This is a genomic window from Nocardioides mangrovi, from assembly GCF_020073815.1.
GTDB lineage: Bacteria > Actinomycetota > Actinomycetes > Propionibacteriales > Nocardioidaceae > Nocardioides > Nocardioides mangrovi.
This window is the reverse complement of sequence record NZ_JAIQZJ010000001.1, coordinates 440,590-456,863: the sequence shown is the minus strand read 5'-3', so window position 1 is coordinate 456,863 and position 16,274 is coordinate 440,590. Positions and strand designations below refer to the sequence as shown.

Below are 16,274 nucleotides of genomic sequence, written 5' to 3'. Positions count from 1 at the left end.
CGGGAGGTAGGTTGCGCCCGTGCGGACGGAGGCCTCGGTGCTGCATCTCGACCTCGACGCGTTCTTCGCGGCGGTCGAGCAGCGCGACAAGCCCTCGCTGCGCGGCAAGCCCGTGGTGGTCGGCGGCGTCGGCGGCCGCGGCGTGGTGTCGACCGCGTCGTACGAGGCCCGCCGCTACGGCGTCCGCTCGGCGATGTCGACGCGCGAGGCGCGGTCCCGGTGCCCGCACGCCGCCTTCCTCTCCGGCCGCTTCCACGCCTACCGGGAGACCAGCGAACGGGTGATGGGGCTGCTGCGATCGGTCTCGCCGCTGGTCGAGCCGCTCTCGCTCGACGAGGCGTTCGTCGACCTGCGGCAGGCGGACCTGCCGGATCTCGCCGTCCCGACGGTGACGGCCTTCGCGCAGGACCTGCGCCGCCGGGTCGTCGAGGTGACCGACGGGCTGACGGCGTCGGTGGGGGTCGGCAGCTCGAAGTTCATCGCCAAGATCGCCAGCGACCTCGACAAGCCCGACGGTCTCGTCGTGGTCGCGCCCGGCACCGAGCGGGACCTGCTCCGGCCGATGAACGTCACCGTGATCCCGGGCGTCGGCCCCGCCACGACCGAGCGGCTCCGCCGGGTCGGCATCCACACGGTCGAGGAGCTCGAGACCGTGACGGAGGACGAGATGGTCCGGCTGCTCGGGAACGCCCACGGCACCTGGCTCTTCCACCTCGCCCGCGCCCAGGACGACCGCGCCGTCGAGCCCGAGCGCGAGACCAAGTCGGTCAGCGTCGAGGGCACCTACGACACCGACCTCACCGACCGCACCCTCATGGAGGGGCTGCTCACCCGGCAGGCCGGCGAGGTCGCGACCCGGCTCGGCAAGAACGGCCTGTCCGGCCGCACCGTCACGATCAAGGTGCGGCTGCACGACTTCACCACGCTGAGCCGCTCCTCGACCCTCCCCTCGCCCACCGACAGCCGCACGACGATCGCCCGGATGGCCCGCACGCTCCTGGCCGACCTCGACACGTCGGGCGGCGTACGCCTCCTCGGCGTCGGCGTCTCCGGCCTGGCCGACTGGGTGCAGGAGGACCTCTTCGGCGAGACCGCCGAGGCCGAGGAGGAGCTGCCCGAGATCGTCGTCCCGCACCACTCGCGGCGCACCTGGGCGCCGGGCATGGACGTGGAGCACGAGGAGATGGGTCGCGGCTGGGTCTGGGGCTCCGGCCGCGGCGTGGTGACCGTCCGCTTCGAGACCGCGCAGACGCCGGCCGGCCCGGTCCGGTCGTACGCCGAGGACGACCCGGCGCTCAGCGCCTGGCGGCCGCCCGAGCCGGATCCGGCTGCCGGCGGGTGAAGCGCACCCGCTCCCCCGGCCGCACCTGCGCGCACTGCCAGAGGTCGTCCTCGTCGACGACGCCGATCACCGGGTAGCCGCCGGTCGGCGGGTGGTCGGCGAGGAAGACCACCGGCCGGCCGTCGGGCGGCACCTGCACCGCGCCCAGGACCATCCCCTCCGAGGCGAGCTCACCCGGACGCACCCGCTCCAGCGGCGGCCCGTCGAGGCGCAGGCCGATCCGGTCGGAGTCCGCGGTGACGACGTACGCCGCCGCGCAGAGCCGGTCGAGCGCGCCCGGGGCGAACCAGTCGTCGCGCGGGCCCGGCACGATCCGCAGCGGTCCGGGCGCGGGCGGCCGGGGTACGTCGAACGCCGGCGGCTCGCGCAGCGGCCGCCCCACCGGCAGCCGGGCGCCGGCCTCCACGCGCGGCGGTCCCACCCACGAGAGCGTGTCGGTCGAGCGCGACCCGAGCACCGGCGGCACCGCGATCCCGCCCGCGACGGCGACGTAGGAGCGCAGCCCGGTCGCGGGTGGCTCGACCCGCAGCTCGGCGCCCGCCGCCAGCCACGCGGCGCGACCCGGCCCGGACGCTCCGGTGACGGCGACCCAGCGACCGACGTCGCTGCGCAGCACCAGGCCGCCCATCAGCACCTCGAGCACGGCGGCGTCGGGGTCGTTGCCGACGACCCGGTTCGCCAGGTCGGCGGCCCGGGTGTCGAGCGCCCCGGCCCGCGGCACGCCGAGATGGGCGTGGCCGCGCCGGCCGCGGTCCTGGACGGTGACCAGCGGGCCGACCTCGACGACGTGGAGGCTCATCGGGCCACGAACCGGACGCGGGTGCCGGGCGCGAGCAGCGCCGGCTCGTCGCGGTCGGGGTCCCACAGCGGCGCGTCGGTGCGGCCGAGGAGGCGCCAGCCGCCGGGCGAGGCCGTCGGGTAGGTGCCGCACCAGGTGCCGGCTAGCCCGATCGACCCGGCGGGCACCCGCGGGCGCGGCGACTCCAGCCGGGGTACGGCGAGGTCCGCGGGCAGGCCGGCCAGGTAGGCGAAGCCGGGCGCGAAGCCGCAGAAGGCCGAGACGAACTCCGTGGCGGTGTGCCGCTCGACGACGCCCGCCACGTCGGTGCCCCAGGCGTCGGCGACGAAGTCGAGGTCGGCGCCGTCGTACGCGACCGGCACCTCGACCAGCGCTCCCGCACGCTCCTGGGAGGGGGTTGGTGACCAATCCCCCAGGCGCGCGGCGAGGGCCCCGGGGTCGCTCACGCCGTCGAAGAGCACCGTCTCCGCGGCCGGGACGACCTCCACCGCCTCGACGCCGGCGCTCCGCGCCCAGGTCGCGAGGGCCAGGGCCGCCGCCGGGTCGCCGACCTCGACCAGGAGCGCGTGCCGGCCGGCGGGGCGCACCCTCAGGGACGGCGGAGCCGTGTGACCAGCCATGTGCGCCAGTCTGGTGCAGAGCGAGGCATGACCGGCACCATGGTGGGGAAATGGGTGAGGGGCCCCCGGCGGTATGAGCGCCAGGGGCCCCTCGGCTCGATCGGCTCCGGTGACGTCCGACCGATCGCAGTGGTCCTCCCGCCCCGCCGTCCCCGTCACCGGGCCGGCGCCGCGAGTCGCCTCGCGGGATGGACGTTCGTCCCTCTCCGATCCCCTCGTCCCCCGCAAGCGGTGGACTCGGTGAGGAGAGTTCTACGTGGCGCCGGTCACACTCCGCAAGGACTGGGGCGGAACCCACAGCTTCCTCCACAGCCGAGCGGTCACCCTCCACCACACGGGACGACAGTGCACAGGGGACGGTCCAGACCTGTGGGCGAACCTGTGGAGAAGCCTCAGTAGTCGATGCCGACGTTGCCGTCGATGTCCTTGATGGTGACCGTGACCTTCTTCGTCTGCTCCACGCCGTCCTGCGCCACGGTGCAGAGGAAGACCGACCCCGGGTCGTCGACGATCACGGAGGCGCCCCCGCAGTCGACGTCGACGTCGAAGCCCTGCTGGGTGAACTGGTCCTCGAGGCCGCTCTCCACCTTGTCGGTCGAGACGATCGCCTGCGCCGGCTCCAGGTGGAACTTCAGGCCGTCGTCGTCGGCCGCGGTCAGCGTGACGACGTACGGCGCCTCGACGCCGTCGATGCTCACCGAGCAGTCGATCGTGTCGCCCTCGCTCGGGTTGCCGTCCACGTCCTCGCAGGTCGGGTCGGTGACGTCCAGGTCGGGCGTGACCTTCTCCTGCTCGGCCTGGACCTGGGCGGCCAGGTCGTCGGGGTCGTAGCCGCCGCCGGCCGACACCTCGGCCTTGCAGGCGCCGAGGGCGAGAAGTGCGGGCACGACGACGGCGGCCGCAAGCGCGCGGCGGAGCACGGGAGTCACACCCGGATCTTCGGCCCGGGCGCGCGGAAGGTGAGGACAACGCGCCCGTCAGGCGAAGGGGCGGAGCACCCGTCCAGACCGCTCGAGCGCCGCGCGTACGGCAAGGGCGTGGTCGACCGCCCCCGGGCTGTCCCCGTGCAGGCACAGCGAGTCGACCCGGTCCGCGAGCCCGAGCGCCTGGGCGACGATCCCCTCCTCGTCGACGACCAGGGCGCCGGGCTCGTCGCGCGGCACGAGCCGGCCCTCCGCGGTGTAGCCGCGGTCGGGGAAGCCCTCGTGGAAGACGCCCCGCCCGGCCGCGCCCGCGAGGTCGAGGAGCCGCCCGGGCATGCCGAGCACCGGCAGCTCGCCCGACCCGTCGAGCACCGCCCGCGCCTGCTCCTCGTCGTCGAGCACCCGGTGGTAGAGCGCGCCGTGCGGCTTGACGTAGCGCACCGTCGTACCCGCCTCGGCGGCGAAGCCACCCAGGGTGCCGACCTGGTCGGCGACCTGCTCGCGCAGGACGCCGTAGGCCACGTCGAGGGCGACCCGGCCGAAGTTCGCCCGGTCGTCGTAGGAGACCTGGGCCCCGACGGCGACCCCGCGCGCGGCCGCCTCGGCGCAGACCGCGCGCATGATCGCCGGCGTCCCGGCGTGGTAGCCGCAGGCCACGTTGGCGCTGGTCACGACCGCGAGCAGGGCGGCATCGTCGGTGACCTCCTCGCCGAGGTCGGCGTTCAGGTCGATCGTCGGGCCGTGCACACCCCGACGCTATCGTCGCGGCCATGCAGCCCCCCGTCGCCGAGAAGCGTCCGCAGACCACCGAGCACCACGGCCACACCCGCACCGACGACTACGAGTGGCTGCGCGACAAGGGCAGCGCGGACGTGACCGCCTACCTCGAAGCCGAGAACGAGTGGACCCAGGCGCAGACCGCGCACCTCGCCGACCTGCGCCAAGCGATCTTCGACGAGATCAAGGCCCGCACGCTCGAGACCGACCTGTCGGTGCCGACCCGGCGTGGCGACCACTGGTACTACGGGCGCTCGTTCGAGGGCCGCGAGTACGGCGCCAGCTGCCGCGTGCCGGTCGTGGATGCGGAGAGCTGGGTGCCCCCGCGGCCCGCCGAGGACGTCGGGCCGGACCAGCCGGCGCTGCCCGGTGAGCAGGTCCTGCTCGACCTCGACGCACTGGCCGACGGCCACGACTTCTTCTCCCTCGGCGGCTCGGCGGTGAGCCTGGACGGCACGCTGCTCGCCTACGCCACCGACACGGTCGGCGACGAGCGCTACACGATCCAGGTCAAGGACATCGCGACCGGAGAGCTGCACGACGACGAGATCACCGGGGTGCTCGGCGGCGCGACCTGGGACCGCGCCGGCGACGCCTTCTACTACTCGACCGTCGACGAGTCCTGGCGCCCCGACAAGATCTGGCGGCACGTGCTGGGCACCAAGCAGGCCGACGACGAGCTGGTCCACCACGAGCCCGACGAGCGCTTCTGGCTCGGGGTCGGCCGGACCCGCAGCGACCGCTTCCTGGTGATCGCGGCCGGCTCGAAGACCACCAGCGAGTACCGCTACCTCGACTTCGACGACGTCGCCGCCGGCTGGCAGGTCTTCGCCGAGCGCCGGGCCGGGACCGAGTACTCCCTCGACCACGCCGTCATCGGCGGCGAGGACGTCTTCCTGGTGCTGCACAACCACACCGGGCCCGACTTCGAGCTGGCCACCGCTCCCCTGACCCCGACCCCGGCCGAGGCGTGGACGCCGCTGATCGCCCACGACCCCGCCGTACGCCTCGAGGACGTCGACGCCTTCGCCGGCCACCTCGTGGTCCACCAGCGCAGCGACGGCCTCACCCAGCTGCGGGTGCTGGAGCTCGGCGCGGACGGGGTCGGCGACGACTACCTCATCGAGTTCGAGCACGAGATCTACACCGTCGGCGCCTCCGGCAACCCCGGCTTCGCCCAGCCGACCCTGCGACTCGGCTACACGACGCTTGCCGTGCCCTCGTCGGTCTACGACTACGACGTCCGCAGCCGCGAGCTGACCCTGCTCCGCCGTACGCCGGTCCTGGGCGGGTACGACGCCGCCGACTACGAGGAGCACCGCCTCTGGGCGACCGCCGAGGACGGCGAGCGGATCCCGATCTCGATCGTCGCGCGGCGCGGCCGGACCGGGCCGGTGCCGCTGCTGCTCTACGGGTACGGCGCCTACGAGACCTCGATCGACCCCTACTTCTCGATCGCCCGGCTCTCGCTGCTCGACCGCGGCGCCGCCTTCGCGATCGCGCACGTCCGCGGCGGCGGCGAGATGGGCCGCCGGTGGTACGACGACGGCAAGCTCGACAAGAAGCCGCACACGTTCTCCGACTTCGCGGCCTGCGCCCGGCACCTGATCGACGAGGGCTGGACGACCGCGGACACGATGGTCGCCGAGGGCGCCAGCGCCGGCGGGCTGCTGATCGGAGCCGTGGCCAACCAGGCGCCGGAGCTCTTCGCCGGCTTCGTGGCCGGGGTGCCCTTCGTGGACACGCTCACCACGATGCTCGACGCGTCGCTGCCGCTGACGGTCATGGAGTACGAGGAGTGGGGCAACCCCGAGGGCGACCCCGCGGCGTACGAGACGATCGCGGCCTACGCGCCGTACGACAACGTCACCGGGCAGGACTACCCGCCGATCCTGGCCGAGACGTCGCTCAACGACACCCGGGTGATGTACGTCGAGCCCGCGAAGTGGGTCGCGCGGCTCCGGGCGACCGCCACCGGGCGCCGCGACTTCCTGCTGCGGACCGAGATGGCGGCCGGCCACGGCGGCGTCTCGGGGCGCTACAAGTCCTGGCACGACCGGTCGTTCACGCTCGCCTGGATCCTCGACCGGATGGGTCTGGCCCGGGCGAAGTCCTGAAAAGTTTCTGAGAGTACGTCCCCGACGCAACTCCGCCGCCCCCTCGCACGTCGAGTCAGGTGAAGGCACCACGACAACACCCGTGATTGACCGGGGAATCCACCGGGCACCGTGGGCGTTGGAGAAGACGTGTGGGGGCGCGGTTGGCGCCGTCCACCGATGGAAGGAGGGCGTCATGGCTACACGTACCGCAGCTCGTCCGGTTCCGACCGGGACCCGGGAGATCGAGGGCCGCGACAGCGTCGGCCTGTACCTGGACGAGATCGCCCGCAACCCGCTGCTCGACGCCGCCGCCGAGGTGGAGCTCTCGAAGACGATCGAGGCCGGCCTGATGGCCGAGGCCCTGCTCGCCGAGGGCCGCGTCGGCCGCAAGAAGGGCGGCGCGCCGCTCTACGCCTCGGAGGAGGAGCTCGAGTGGCTCGCCGAGGAGGGCCGCAAGGCCGTCGACACGTTCATCACCGCCAACCTGCGCCTGGTCGTCTCGATCGCGCGCAAGTACGGCCGGGCGCAGATGCCGATGCTGGACCTGATCCAGGAGGGCAACACCGGCCTGATCCGTGCGGTCGAGAAGTTCGACTACACCAAGGGCTACAAGTTCTCGACGTACGCCACGTGGTGGGTGCGGCAGGCGATCACCCGCGGCATCGCCCAGCAGGCGCGCGTCGTCCGGCTGCCCGTGCACGTCGTGGAGGAGCTCAACCAGGTCGGCGGCGCCCGCCGTACCCTCGAGCGGCAGCTGGGTCGTGACCCGGAGCCGCAGGAGATCGCGGCCGAGCTCGGCATGGACCTCGACCGGGTCCTCGACCTGATGGCCTGGGGCCGCGAGCACGTCAGCCTGGACTCGCCGATCGACGAGGACGGCGACACCTCGCTGGGTGACCTGATGGCCCAGGAGACCTCGCCGGGCCCGGACCTCACGGTCCTCGACGTCGAGTCCCGCGAGCGGCTCAACGCCCTCGTCGGCCAGCTCGACGACCGGGCCGCGGACATCATCCGCTCCCGCTACGGACTGGTCGACGGCCGGCAGCACAAGCTCGCCGACATCGGCCTCAAGCACGGCATCTCCGCCGAGCGGGTCCGCCAGCTCGAGCGCGAGGCCCTGCAGAAGCTCCGCCGTCTCGGCGACCCGGACCTCGCCGCCTGATCCACCCCTGATCGACCCGCGTCCCCTTCCGGACCGCTCGACCCGCTCGCCCCCTCAGCGAGCGGGTCGAGACCATTTCGGGGTGGGCATGCATGTAACGCGGAGTTATGGCGTCTTCCGATGCGTTATGCCGGGGCGGAAGACCCCATAACTCCGCGTTACATTCGGCGGGCACTCGCGACGCTCCCGCCGGTCGGCCCACATCAGCCAACCAGCTCGGCGTAGACCTCCTCCACCCGCGCCCGGAGCTCCTCGCGGGTGCCGGTGTTCACGATCAGGTGGGTCGCGATCGCGCGCCGCTGCTCGGGGCTGGCCTGGGCGTTGATCCGGGACTCGGCGTCGGCGCGCGTCCAGCCGCGGTCGCGGAGCATCCGCTCGACCTGCACCTCGGCGGGCGTCTCGACGACGATCACCGCGTCGAAGCCGTCGGCGCGGCCCGACTCCGCCAGCAGCGGGATGTCGTGCACGACCAGCCCGTCGGCCGGGGCGGACGCCTCCAGCTCGGCGTACCGCTCGAAGACCAGCGGGTGCACGATCGACTCGAGCAGCTTCCGCTTGGCCTCGTCGTTGAAGACGATCTGGCCGACCTTCGCGCGGTCCATGTCCCCGTCGGCGGTGAGGATCTCGGGTCCGAAGGCCTCGACGACCTGCTCCAGGCCCGGCGTGCCACGCTCGACGACCTCCCGGGCGAGCTTGTCGCCGTCGATGATGACGGCCCCCAGCTCGGACAGGATCGCCGATACCGTGCTCTTGCCGGACGCGATGCCGCCGGTCAGTCCCACTCGCATGCGGCCATCCTGTCAGCCCTGCTCGGCGAGCTCGGCGAGCCGGTCCATCGAGGCCATCAGCCGGTCGGCGGTCGTCGCCCGCGCCCGGGGCAGGCGCTGCTCGTCGCGGAGCTCGGTCCAGTCGTAGGTGTGCGTCACCTCCGTCGCGTCCGGCCCCAGCGGCGAGAGCTCCCAGCGCCACAGGTGGCCGGGGGGCTCCGCGCCGGGCTCGGCCGGCCGCCATGCGATCCGGCGTCCCTCCTCGAACTCCACGACGTGGTTCTCGCGCACGTTGCCCTTGGACGTGGTCATCACGAAGACGTCCCCGACCGCCCGGACCCGCTGGCCGGGGGCCGCCTCGGCCAGGTTGTCGTTGCCGTCCCACCGGGGTTGCTCGCTCGGGTCGGCGATCAGCTCGAAGAGGGCCTCCGCGGGCGCCGCGATCGCACGCGTCGCGGTCGCGACGCGTGGGGTCTGCTCGTCATCGGTCATGGGCCCATCGAAGCACCGCGGCCGTCGTACGCCGATGAATCGCCGAAGCGCACCCGGTCGACACCGTCATGGCAACGGTGATGATGCACGCGGTGGTCTCGGTCGACGGCTTCATCGCCGACGAGCACGACGAGGTCGGCCCGCTCTTCGACTGGTACTTCAACGGCGACACCCCGATCGTCGAGGGGCCCGAGGGCCGGCACGCGCCGTTCCGGGTCGGCCGCGAGTCGGTCGGCTACGTCCGCGAGATGTGGGCGAGCATCGGCGCGACCATCCAGGGTCGCCACCTCTTCGACCTCACCAACGGCTGGGAGGCCGACCCGCCCGCCGGCGACCACCTGATCGTCGTCTCCCACCGGCCGAAGCCGGACGGGTGGCACCCCGAGGCCGACGTACCGTTCTTCGACGACGTCACCGCCGCCGTCCAGGAGGCCAAGCGCCGCGCGGGGGACCGAGTCGTCGCGATCTGCGCCGGCGAGGCCGGCGCCCAGGCGCTCGCCCTCGGCCTGGTCGACGAGGTCGCGATGGACGTCGTGCCGGTCGTCTTCGGCTCCGGCAAGCGCTACTTCGGCGGCCTCGACGGCCAGCACCTGCTCGGCGACCCGACCACCGTCATCCAGGGCGACCGGGTGCTGCACCTGCGCTACCCGGTCAGGCGCTGAGCCGCTCCGGCAGCCCCAGCGAGGCGAAGCGGTCGGCGTGGAAGATCGTCACCTCGGTGACCGCTCCCCCGCTGATCCGCAGCACGTCGATGGTGAGCGGCAGCCAGGCGCCCTCCCGCTCCTGCCACAGGTAGAAGCCGATCGCGGGCTGCCGGTTCACCGACGTCGGTACGCCGCGCAGCCCGGTGATGCTCTCGAAGCCGTCGGCCCGCCAGTCCGCGATGACGGCGTCGCGGCCGACGTGCAGGCCCGGCGTCGGCGGCATCGCGAAGCGGACGTCGTCGCGCAGCATCGTCGCGATCCGGTCGAGGTCCGTGGCCACGGTCGCGTCGGTGAAGCGGCGTACCAGCTCCCGCGTCTCCGCGTCCTCCTCGCCGCCCGTCCAGTCCTGCCGCTCCGCGGGCAGGTGCGCGCGCAACCCGGCGCGGGCCCGCTGGAGCGCGCTGTTGACGGAGTTGACCGAGTCGCCGAGCAGCTCGGCGACGTCCTTGGCCGGCCAGCCCACGACGTCACGCAGGATCAGCACGGCCCGCGGCCGCGGCGCGAGGTGCTGCACGGCGACGAGGTAGGCCAGCTCGATCGTCTCCCGCGCGACGGCGAGCGCCTCCGGCTCGTCGAGCAGCCGGTCCGGGTAGGGCTGCAGCCACGGCACCTCGCCGCCGACCGCCGGCGCCGGCCGCCGCGTGGCCAGCAGGTCGAGGCAGGCGTTGGTCGCGATCCGGTAGAGCCAGGCCCGGAAGGTCGAGCGCCCCTCGAAGGTCTCCCGCCGCCGCCAGGCCCTGAGGAAGGTGTCCTGCACCGCGTCCTCGGCGTCCTCGAAGGACCCGAGCATCCGGTAGCAGTGCACGTGCAGCTCGCGGCGGTGCGGCTCCGCCAGGGCCGAGAAGCCCGTCTCGTCGACCTCCGTCAGCTCGCCCACGGTCATCGCGCCATCCTCCCCTTCGATCACGTCCTGTCGCAGGTACGACGGGGTGGGCGGCGATAACTCATCACGACCCGGGTCGGTCCTGCTCCACGATCAGCCGCAGCAGCCGGGTCAGCTCCGCCCGGTCGGCGTCACTGAGCACCGACAGTCGCTCCTCGGTCGCCTGCCGGCGGGCCTCGTCGAGCGCCTCCCCCAGCCGCGCGCCGGCATCGGTGGGGACGACGCACGTGGCCCGCCGATCCGCGGGGTCGGGCTCGCGGGCGACCAGCGACCGCTCCTCCAGCGCGTCGACGACCTCGGTGGCCGACCGCGGCGCGATCCGCAGCGCCTCGGCGAGCGCGGAGAGCCGCACCGACTCGCGCTGCGCCACGACCCGCAGGGCGCGGGCCTGGCTCGGCGTCACGTCGTACGCCGCCATCGTCTCGCCGAAGGACCTGCGCATCGAACGGGCGGCCATCATCAGCAGCTCGCTGGTCGACTCGCTGCCCGGCTCGCTGCCCGACGCGGAGGGGAGGTGGTGGTGCACGGGAACATCCTAGCAATTCGTGTTGTTCCCTCATCGTGAGGTAACCTCACTATTGTCCGGCCCCGAGCGCAGAAAGAGGGTGGTCCGATGCCGAGGCCCACGAACCCCAACCCCGAGAAGCGAGCGGCCGACAGGGCCCAGCTCGCCGACGCCCCCGTCTCCCTGCGCCGGATCGGCCGCCTCTTCGCGCCGCACCGCGCCCGTCTCCTCCTCGTCGTCGCCCTGATCACCGCCAGCTCGGTGATCGCGCTGGCCCAGCCGTTCCTGGTCAAGCACGTCATCGACGTCGCGATCCCCCAGCAGGACGTCGGCCTGCTCGTCACCTGCGTGCTGCTCATGGTCGGCATCGCCGTGGCGACGTCCGCGCTCGGCGTCTTCCAGTCGTGGCAGTCCACGACCATCGGCCAGCGCGTCATGCACCGCCTGCGCTCCGACCTCTTCGGCCACCTGCAGCGCCAGTCGGTCGGCTTCTTCACCCGCACCCGCGGCGGCGAGATCCAGTCCCGCGTGGTCAACGACATCGGCAGCATGCAGTCGGTGGTCACCTCGACGGCGACCTCGATCGCCTCCAACCTGACCACCGTCGTCGGCACCGTCATCGCGATGGTGGCGCTGAGCTGGCAGCTCGCGCTCATCACGCTCGTCGTCCTCCCCCCGGCCGTGCTGCTGACCCGCAAGGTCGCGCGGCTCCGGTACGCCGTGACCGCGGCCCGCCAGGCCAAGCTCGCCGACCTGCACGTGCAGGTCGAGGAGGGCCTCTCGATCAGCGGCATCCAGCTCACCAAGACCCTCGGCGCCGCCCCCACGCTGGCCCGCCGCTTCGAGCAGACCTCGGCCGACCTGGTCGACCTGGAGGTCCGCTCCCAGCTCGCCGGCCGCTGGCTGATGGCGACCATGAACATCGTCTTCGCCGCCGTACCCGCCGCCCTCTACCTCGCCGCCGGCCTCCCCGCCACGTCCAACGGGATGACGATCGGCACCCTGGTCGCCTTCGTCGCCCTGCAGAGCACCCTCTTCCGCCCGCTCATGGGCCTGCTCGGCGTCCAGGCCGACGTCACCGCGTCGCTGGCGCTCTTCAGCCGGATCTTCGAGTTCCAGGACCTCCCCGTCGAGATCGACGACCCCGCCGACCCGGTCCGCCTCGACCACGTCCGCGGCGAGGTGCGCCTCGACCACGTCGACTTCGGGTACGGCGACACCCTCGTGCTGCACGACATCGACCTGACCGTCCCGGCCGGCGGGTCGCTGGCCCTGGTCGGCGAGACCGGCAGCGGCAAGACCACGCTCGCCTCGCTGGTCGCCCGGCTCCACGACCCGACCGCGGGCGCGGTCCGGATCGACGGCGTCGACGTACGCGACCTGGCGCTCGGCGACCTGGCCGCCGCCGTCGGCGTGGTCACCCAGGAGACCTACCTGCTGCACGCCTCGGTGCGCGACAACCTGCGGCACGCGAAGCCCGACGCCACCGACGCCGAGATCGAGACCGCCGCCCGGGCCGCCCGGATCCACGACGTGATCGCGGCGCTGCCCGAGGGCTACGACACCATGGTCGGCTCGCGCGGCCACCGCTTCTCCGGCGGCGAGAAGCAGCGGCTGGCGATCGCCCGCACGCTGCTGCGCAACCCGCGGATCCTGGTGCTCGACGAGGCCACCAGCGCGCTCGACAACGAGACCGAGCGCGACGTGCAGGCCGCCCTCGACGAGCTGGCCGCCGGCCGGACGACGATCACCATCGCCCACCGCCTCTCGACGGTCCGCAACGCCGACCAGATCGCGGTGCTCGCCGAGGGTCGCGTCGTCGAGCTCGGCACCCACGAGGAGCTGCTGCTCCGCAACGGGCGCTACGCCGACCTGGTGCGCAGCGGGCTGACGACCGTCGCGGCCTGACCGGGTCCGGCCGCAGCGTCGCCGTACGCGCTCGCCCGGCACACCTCGGCCCACGGCGTCGGCGTGAGCCCGAGCTCGCGCTCGATGGCGCTCGAGTCGAGCACGTACGGCGCGGCGAACTGGTACTCCGTCTCCCGCAGCTCCCGCATGACCGGCACGAAGAGCCCGCTGATCGCCAGCGTCTCCTTCGGGAAGCCCTTCACCTTGACCGGCTCCTTGCCCGCCGCGCGGCAGACGTCGGCGATGGCCTGCGCCTGGGTGACCGGCGCGTTGGTCGGGGCGTGCCAGACCCGGCCCCAGGTCTGCGGCGCGGCGGCCACGGCGGCGAGCGCCCGGCCCATGTCGCGCACGTCGGTGAAGGAGTGCGGTACGTCGGGGCGGCCCATCACCCGCACCGTCTTGCCGGCCAGCGCGGCCTCGGTGACCCGGGCGACGTGGCCGGCCGACGGCGAGACCCACGGGCCCATGTAGTCCGAGCCGCGCACCTCGACCGCGCGGATCCGCCCGGCCTCGTGCCGGGCCTTGGCCTCAGCCCACATCCCGGCGCGGATCCGGGCCTTCTTGCCGGTCGCGGCGTCCGGCAGGCCCTCGGTCATCGGCCCGTCGACCGGGCCGTAGCCGTAGAGGCAGGACGCCGTCACCAGCACCGCACCCGTGCGCTCGGCCGCGACCAGGAACGCCTCCGCCACCGGCGGCCAGAAGGTCGGCCACACCGTGTAGTCGGTCGGGTTCACGCAGTTGTAGAGCGCCGTCGCGCCGGTCGTGAGCTCGGTGAGCCGGTCGGCGTCGGCGGCGTCGGCGGCCTCCCGGCGTACGCCGGCGATCTCGGGACCCGCACCCGAACGGCTGACGAGGAGCACCTCGTGGCCCGCCCCGACGAGCTCGAGGGCGGTGGCGCGGCCGACGGGGCCGGCGCCGACGACGACGTGGAGCTGGCGGTGGAGCTGGGACATGGTTCCTCCTGAGGTAGAAACGAGAGCACCGCTCTCTGTTTCTCCAGACTGACACACGCCGACCACGAAAACAAGAGCACTGCTCTCGAAATGTGCGAGCATGTCCCCATGGCCCCGAAGACCCGAGCCGAGAACCGCGCCGAGCAGACCCGCGCGATCCTCGACCGCGCCCGCGCCCAGCTCGCCGAGGTCGGCCCCGCCGCCCTCTCCGTGCGCCAGATCGCCCGCGACGTCGGCATGGTCTCCTCCGCGGTCTACCGCTACTTCCCCAGCCGCGACGAGCTCCTCACCGCCCTCATCGTCGAGGCGTACGACGAGCTCGGCGCCGCCGTCGAGGCCGCCGACGCGCACGTCAAGCGTCGTACCGACCTCGACAAACGGTTCCTCGCCTGGGCCAACGCGATCCGCACCTGGGCGCTCGCGAACCCCCACGAGTACGCCCTCCTCTACGGCTCCCCCGTCCCCGGCTACGTCGCCCCCGACGACACCGTCCCCGCCGCCAGCCGCATCACCGGGGCCCTCCTCTCACTGGTCGCCGAGTCCGAGCTCGCCCAGCACGTCCTCGGCGCGCCCACCAACCGGCTCAGCACCAAGGAACGCACCGCCCTCGGCCCCGTCCGCGACGCCATCCCGAGCCCCGTCGAGGACGAGCGCATGCTCCGCTGGCTGATGGCCTGGGCATGCGTCTTCGGCCACCTCAGCCTCGAGCTCTTCGGCCACATGCACCGCGGCGTCCTCGACTACGACGCCCACTTCGCCCAGGTCACCGGCCAGCTCGCCGCCGACCTGGGGCTGACCGGCTGAGGCGTCCTTCCGCCCAGAATGACGCACAAACCGCGATCGCGAGCGCACATCGCCTTAGCGACTTGGTCAGGGCCGGACACTCCCACGGCATTGCGCCTGCCGGTGTCGGCGGGCGGCTTTAGCATCGGGTCATGGCGCAATGCACAGCACCGTATCGAGGCCACCGCACCGCGAGCGGGGCCGCCAACTGTCCTGCATGTGGGGGCCGGTCGTACTACTCGTCCTACCGACCCGCCTACTCCCCGCCGACGTCCAACCCGTACTGGAGCGGTGGGGGCGGCTCGTCCAGCGGTGGCGGGTTGCGCGGGGGCGGGTCCTCTGGCAGCGGGGGGTCGCGCCGGCTGCGCGGCGGCGGCTCCGTGTCTTACAGCCCCACTGAGTGGCGAACCTTCGAGCCGATGGCGCGGAACGCCGAGCGGATCGCGCGGGTCTATCCCGACCGCCGAGACGTATTCCTCTGCCATGCGTGGGATGACCGCGCGGGCGCCGCGAAGGAGTTGTGCGACCTGCTCGTCACCCACGGCGCAACGGTCTGGTTCAGCGAGTACGACGTCGGCCTCGGCAAGTCGCTGCTCACCGAGATCGACAAGGGCTTGAGGGACTCGCGAGGCGGCATCGTCCTCGTGACCCCCGCGATGCTGGAGACCCTCCGGGCGGCGACTGGCATCGCCAGCAAGGAGCTCGCAGCGCTACTCGCGACGGACCGGGTGATCCCGATCGCCCACGGCACGGACTTCGACGCCGTCCGGGACGTCAGCCCCCTGCTCGGAGCGCGGTCCGGGCTGACCACCGGCACTGACCTGTCGCTTGAGGACGTCGCAAAGAAGGTGGCGGCCGCGACCGCGGCCGAGAGCGCGATCGTCTGACGGAGCCCGTGCCCGACGACCCAGGTCTCGTCCGGGCTCGGGCTCCGGCCAGATCTCGCCCTCCAACCGAGCTCCTCTGGTTGACTGGCCGCGACCCGCCCACTCGCCGCCGACAGTCGGAGCACATTGGCACGCTTGGCCGGGATCGGGACCTTGGAGCGATGCTATTTGTCGACGTCGAGATCCCGCTTGGCGAGTGCGACGAAGGCCTCGATCTGGTCGACGTGCGTCGCTTCGTCCTTCGCTCTGTCGCTAAGGTTGTTCATGGAAGCACCGAGGTGTAACACGACAGCCCTCGCAGCCTCAGCAGTGTCCCTAGGGGCGACCAGCCGGACATCCGCGTCTGCGACCATCAATCGCTGCTGTGCCCCGAGCATTCGCTGCTGATGCTCGGTGGTCACCTTCAAGCCGCTGTGGAAGTCCGACCGCAGGTGCTCCGTCGCGGTGATCACGTCCATGACGCTCGACATGAGTGCGCTATAGGCCGCGTGCCAGACTTCCTTCTGACGTTTCTTGCGCGCCGCCTTGTCCTGGACCAGATTCGCGACGATCTGCGCACCGCCCCCGAGGACGGCGCCAAGGGCGACACCAACCAGCGCCCATGCCTGTGCTGACATGCCCGATGGTCTACCACTCCCGGCCGACACCCGGACCTGAACGCCGAGTTCTC

At 72.8% G+C, this 16,274-nt stretch carries 17 protein-coding genes; 7 read left to right on the top strand and 10 right to left on the bottom strand.

Annotation, left to right across the window (positions count from 1 at the left end):
• Positions 1 to 19: 19 nt before the first annotated feature.
• Positions 20 to 1,342 carry a DNA polymerase IV gene (locus tag K8U61_RS02125; protein WP_224121312.1) on the top strand — a complete coding sequence of 441 codons (1,323 nt, stop codon included), beginning with the start codon at positions 20 to 22 and terminating at the stop codon, positions 1,340 to 1,342.
• Here the strand turns inward: K8U61_RS02125 and K8U61_RS02120 are convergent.
• The 4 genes from K8U61_RS02120 to K8U61_RS02105 all read right to left on the bottom strand — a co-directional run bounded on the left by K8U61_RS02120 (position 1,296) and on the right by K8U61_RS02105 (position 4,431).
• Complete coding sequence (locus K8U61_RS02120) at positions 1,296 to 2,141, bottom strand: 5-oxoprolinase subunit C family protein (RefSeq protein WP_224121311.1); 846 nt, start codon at positions 2,139 to 2,141, stop codon at positions 1,296 to 1,298. The two genes, K8U61_RS02125 and K8U61_RS02120, sit on opposite strands and share 47 nt — an antisense overlap.
• Positions 2,138 to 2,761: a 5-oxoprolinase subunit B family protein gene (locus K8U61_RS02115; protein WP_224121310.1), complete on the bottom strand. Its 624-nt coding sequence runs from the start codon at positions 2,759 to 2,761 to the stop codon at positions 2,138 to 2,140. The genes K8U61_RS02120 and K8U61_RS02115 overlap by 4 nt, the downstream gene beginning before the upstream one ends.
• A gap of 392 nt (positions 2,762 to 3,153) precedes the next feature.
• A complete protein-coding gene (locus tag K8U61_RS02110; RefSeq protein ID WP_224121309.1) occupies positions 3,154 to 3,690 on the bottom strand; it encodes a hypothetical protein in 537 nt (178 codons plus the stop codon).
• Positions 3,691 to 3,738: 48 nt separating this feature from the next.
• Complete coding sequence (locus K8U61_RS02105) at positions 3,739 to 4,431, bottom strand: 5-oxoprolinase subunit PxpA (protein WP_224121308.1); 693 nt, start codon at positions 4,429 to 4,431, stop codon at positions 3,739 to 3,741.
• A 23-nt stretch (positions 4,432 to 4,454) separates the two neighbouring features.
• Here K8U61_RS02105 and K8U61_RS02100 point away from each other — a divergent pair, with 23 nt between their 5' ends.
• Together K8U61_RS02100 and K8U61_RS02095 are read left to right on the top strand one after the other, a co-directional pair.
• Complete coding sequence (locus K8U61_RS02100) at positions 4,455 to 6,578, top strand: S9 family peptidase (protein WP_224121307.1); 2,124 nt, start codon at positions 4,455 to 4,457, stop codon at positions 6,576 to 6,578.
• 175 nt (positions 6,579 to 6,753) lie between these two features.
• Complete coding sequence (locus tag K8U61_RS02095; RefSeq protein WP_224121306.1) at positions 6,754 to 7,722, top strand: sigma-70 family RNA polymerase sigma factor; 969 nt, start codon at positions 6,754 to 6,756, stop codon at positions 7,720 to 7,722.
• A gap of 203 nt (positions 7,723 to 7,925) precedes the next feature.
• On the opposite strand, the gene coaE is transcribed toward K8U61_RS02095, so the two are convergent.
• Both coaE and K8U61_RS02085 read right to left on the bottom strand, forming a co-directional pair.
• On the bottom strand, positions 7,926 to 8,510 hold the full coding sequence (gene coaE, locus K8U61_RS02090; protein WP_224121305.1) for a dephospho-CoA kinase: 585 nt from the start codon (positions 8,508 to 8,510) through the stop codon (positions 7,926 to 7,928).
• Between the two features lie 12 nt (positions 8,511 to 8,522).
• Entirely contained in the window at positions 8,523 to 8,981 is a 459-nt protein-coding gene (locus tag K8U61_RS02085) for an SRPBCC family protein (RefSeq protein WP_224121304.1), read from the bottom strand.
• A gap of 68 nt (positions 8,982 to 9,049) precedes the next feature.
• Between K8U61_RS02085 and K8U61_RS02080 the strand changes: the two genes are divergently transcribed.
• A complete protein-coding gene (locus K8U61_RS02080) occupies positions 9,050 to 9,643 on the top strand; it encodes a dihydrofolate reductase family protein (RefSeq protein WP_224121303.1) in 594 nt (197 codons plus the stop codon).
• Here K8U61_RS02080 and K8U61_RS02075 read toward each other — a convergent pair.
• Complete coding sequence (locus K8U61_RS02075; RefSeq protein ID WP_224121302.1) at positions 9,633 to 10,568, bottom strand: RNA polymerase subunit sigma-70; 936 nt, start codon at positions 10,566 to 10,568, stop codon at positions 9,633 to 9,635. The genes K8U61_RS02080 and K8U61_RS02075 overlap by 11 nt on opposite strands.
• A 64-nt stretch (positions 10,569 to 10,632) precedes the next feature.
• Positions 10,633 to 11,094, bottom strand: coding sequence for a MarR family winged helix-turn-helix transcriptional regulator (locus K8U61_RS02070; protein ID WP_224121301.1), 462 nt, complete (start codon positions 11,092 to 11,094; stop codon positions 10,633 to 10,635).
• A gap of 87 nt (positions 11,095 to 11,181) precedes the next feature.
• Between K8U61_RS02070 and K8U61_RS02065 the strand changes: the two genes are divergently transcribed.
• Positions 11,182 to 12,981, top strand: coding sequence for an ABC transporter ATP-binding protein (locus K8U61_RS02065; RefSeq protein ID WP_224121300.1), 1,800 nt, complete (start codon positions 11,182 to 11,184; stop codon positions 12,979 to 12,981).
• Here K8U61_RS02065 and K8U61_RS02060 read toward each other — a convergent pair.
• Positions 12,936 to 13,934, bottom strand: a complete 999-nt coding sequence (locus K8U61_RS02060) for an NAD-dependent epimerase/dehydratase family protein (protein ID WP_224121299.1) — start codon at positions 13,932 to 13,934, stop codon at positions 12,936 to 12,938. The genes K8U61_RS02065 and K8U61_RS02060 overlap by 46 nt on opposite strands.
• Positions 13,935 to 14,042: 108 nt before the next feature.
• On the opposite strand from K8U61_RS02060, the gene K8U61_RS02055 reads away from it, so the two are divergent.
• Positions 14,043 to 14,738 carry a TetR/AcrR family transcriptional regulator gene (locus tag K8U61_RS02055; RefSeq protein ID WP_224121298.1) on the top strand — a complete coding sequence of 232 codons (696 nt, stop codon included), beginning with the start codon at positions 14,043 to 14,045 and terminating at the stop codon, positions 14,736 to 14,738.
• A gap of 398 nt (positions 14,739 to 15,136) precedes the next feature.
• A complete protein-coding gene (locus tag K8U61_RS02050; RefSeq protein ID WP_224121297.1) occupies positions 15,137 to 15,604 on the top strand; it encodes a toll/interleukin-1 receptor domain-containing protein in 468 nt (155 codons plus the stop codon).
• A 164-nt stretch (positions 15,605 to 15,768) separates the two neighbouring features.
• Here the strand turns inward: K8U61_RS02050 and K8U61_RS02045 are convergent, their stop codons facing one another.
• Positions 15,769 to 16,221 carry a hypothetical protein gene (locus tag K8U61_RS02045; protein WP_224121296.1) on the bottom strand — a complete coding sequence of 151 codons (453 nt, stop codon included), beginning with the start codon at positions 16,219 to 16,221 and terminating at the stop codon, positions 15,769 to 15,771.
• Between the last annotated feature and the right edge of the window lie 53 nt (positions 16,222 to 16,274).

Bases quoted from the DNA above. Each gene is read 5' to 3' on its own strand.
- K8U61_RS02050 (WP_224121297.1), top strand. From the start codon at position 15,137: ATGGCGCGGAACGCCGAGCGGATCGCGCGGGTCTATCCCGACCGCCGA.
- K8U61_RS02085 (WP_224121304.1), bottom strand. From the start codon at position 8,981: ATGACCGATGACGAGCAGACCCCACGCGTCGCGACCGCGACGCGTGCG.
- K8U61_RS02095 (WP_224121306.1), top strand. From the start codon at position 6,754: ATGGCTACACGTACCGCAGCTCGTCCGGTTCCGACCGGGACCCGGGAG.
- K8U61_RS02065 (WP_224121300.1), top strand. From the start codon at position 11,182: ATGCCGAGGCCCACGAACCCCAACCCCGAGAAGCGAGCGGCCGACAGG.
- K8U61_RS02075 (WP_224121302.1), bottom strand. From the start codon at position 10,568: ATGACCGTGGGCGAGCTGACGGAGGTCGACGAGACGGGCTTCTCGGCC.
- K8U61_RS02115 (WP_224121310.1), bottom strand. From the start codon at position 2,761: ATGGCTGGTCACACGGCTCCGCCGTCCCTGAGGGTGCGCCCCGCCGGC.
- K8U61_RS02060 (WP_224121299.1), bottom strand. From the start codon at position 13,934: ATGTCCCAGCTCCACCGCCAGCTCCACGTCGTCGTCGGCGCCGGCCCC.
- K8U61_RS02120 (WP_224121311.1), bottom strand. From the start codon at position 2,141: ATGAGCCTCCACGTCGTCGAGGTCGGCCCGCTGGTCACCGTCCAGGAC.
- coaE (WP_224121305.1), bottom strand. From the start codon at position 8,510: ATGCGAGTGGGACTGACCGGCGGCATCGCGTCCGGCAAGAGCACGGTA.
- K8U61_RS02100 (WP_224121307.1), top strand. From the start codon at position 4,455: ATGCAGCCCCCCGTCGCCGAGAAGCGTCCGCAGACCACCGAGCACCAC.
- K8U61_RS02045 (WP_224121296.1), bottom strand. From the start codon at position 16,221: ATGTCAGCACAGGCATGGGCGCTGGTTGGTGTCGCCCTTGGCGCCGTC.
- K8U61_RS02055 (WP_224121298.1), top strand. From the start codon at position 14,043: ATGGCCCCGAAGACCCGAGCCGAGAACCGCGCCGAGCAGACCCGCGCG.
- K8U61_RS02080 (WP_224121303.1), top strand. From the start codon at position 9,050: ATGGCAACGGTGATGATGCACGCGGTGGTCTCGGTCGACGGCTTCATC.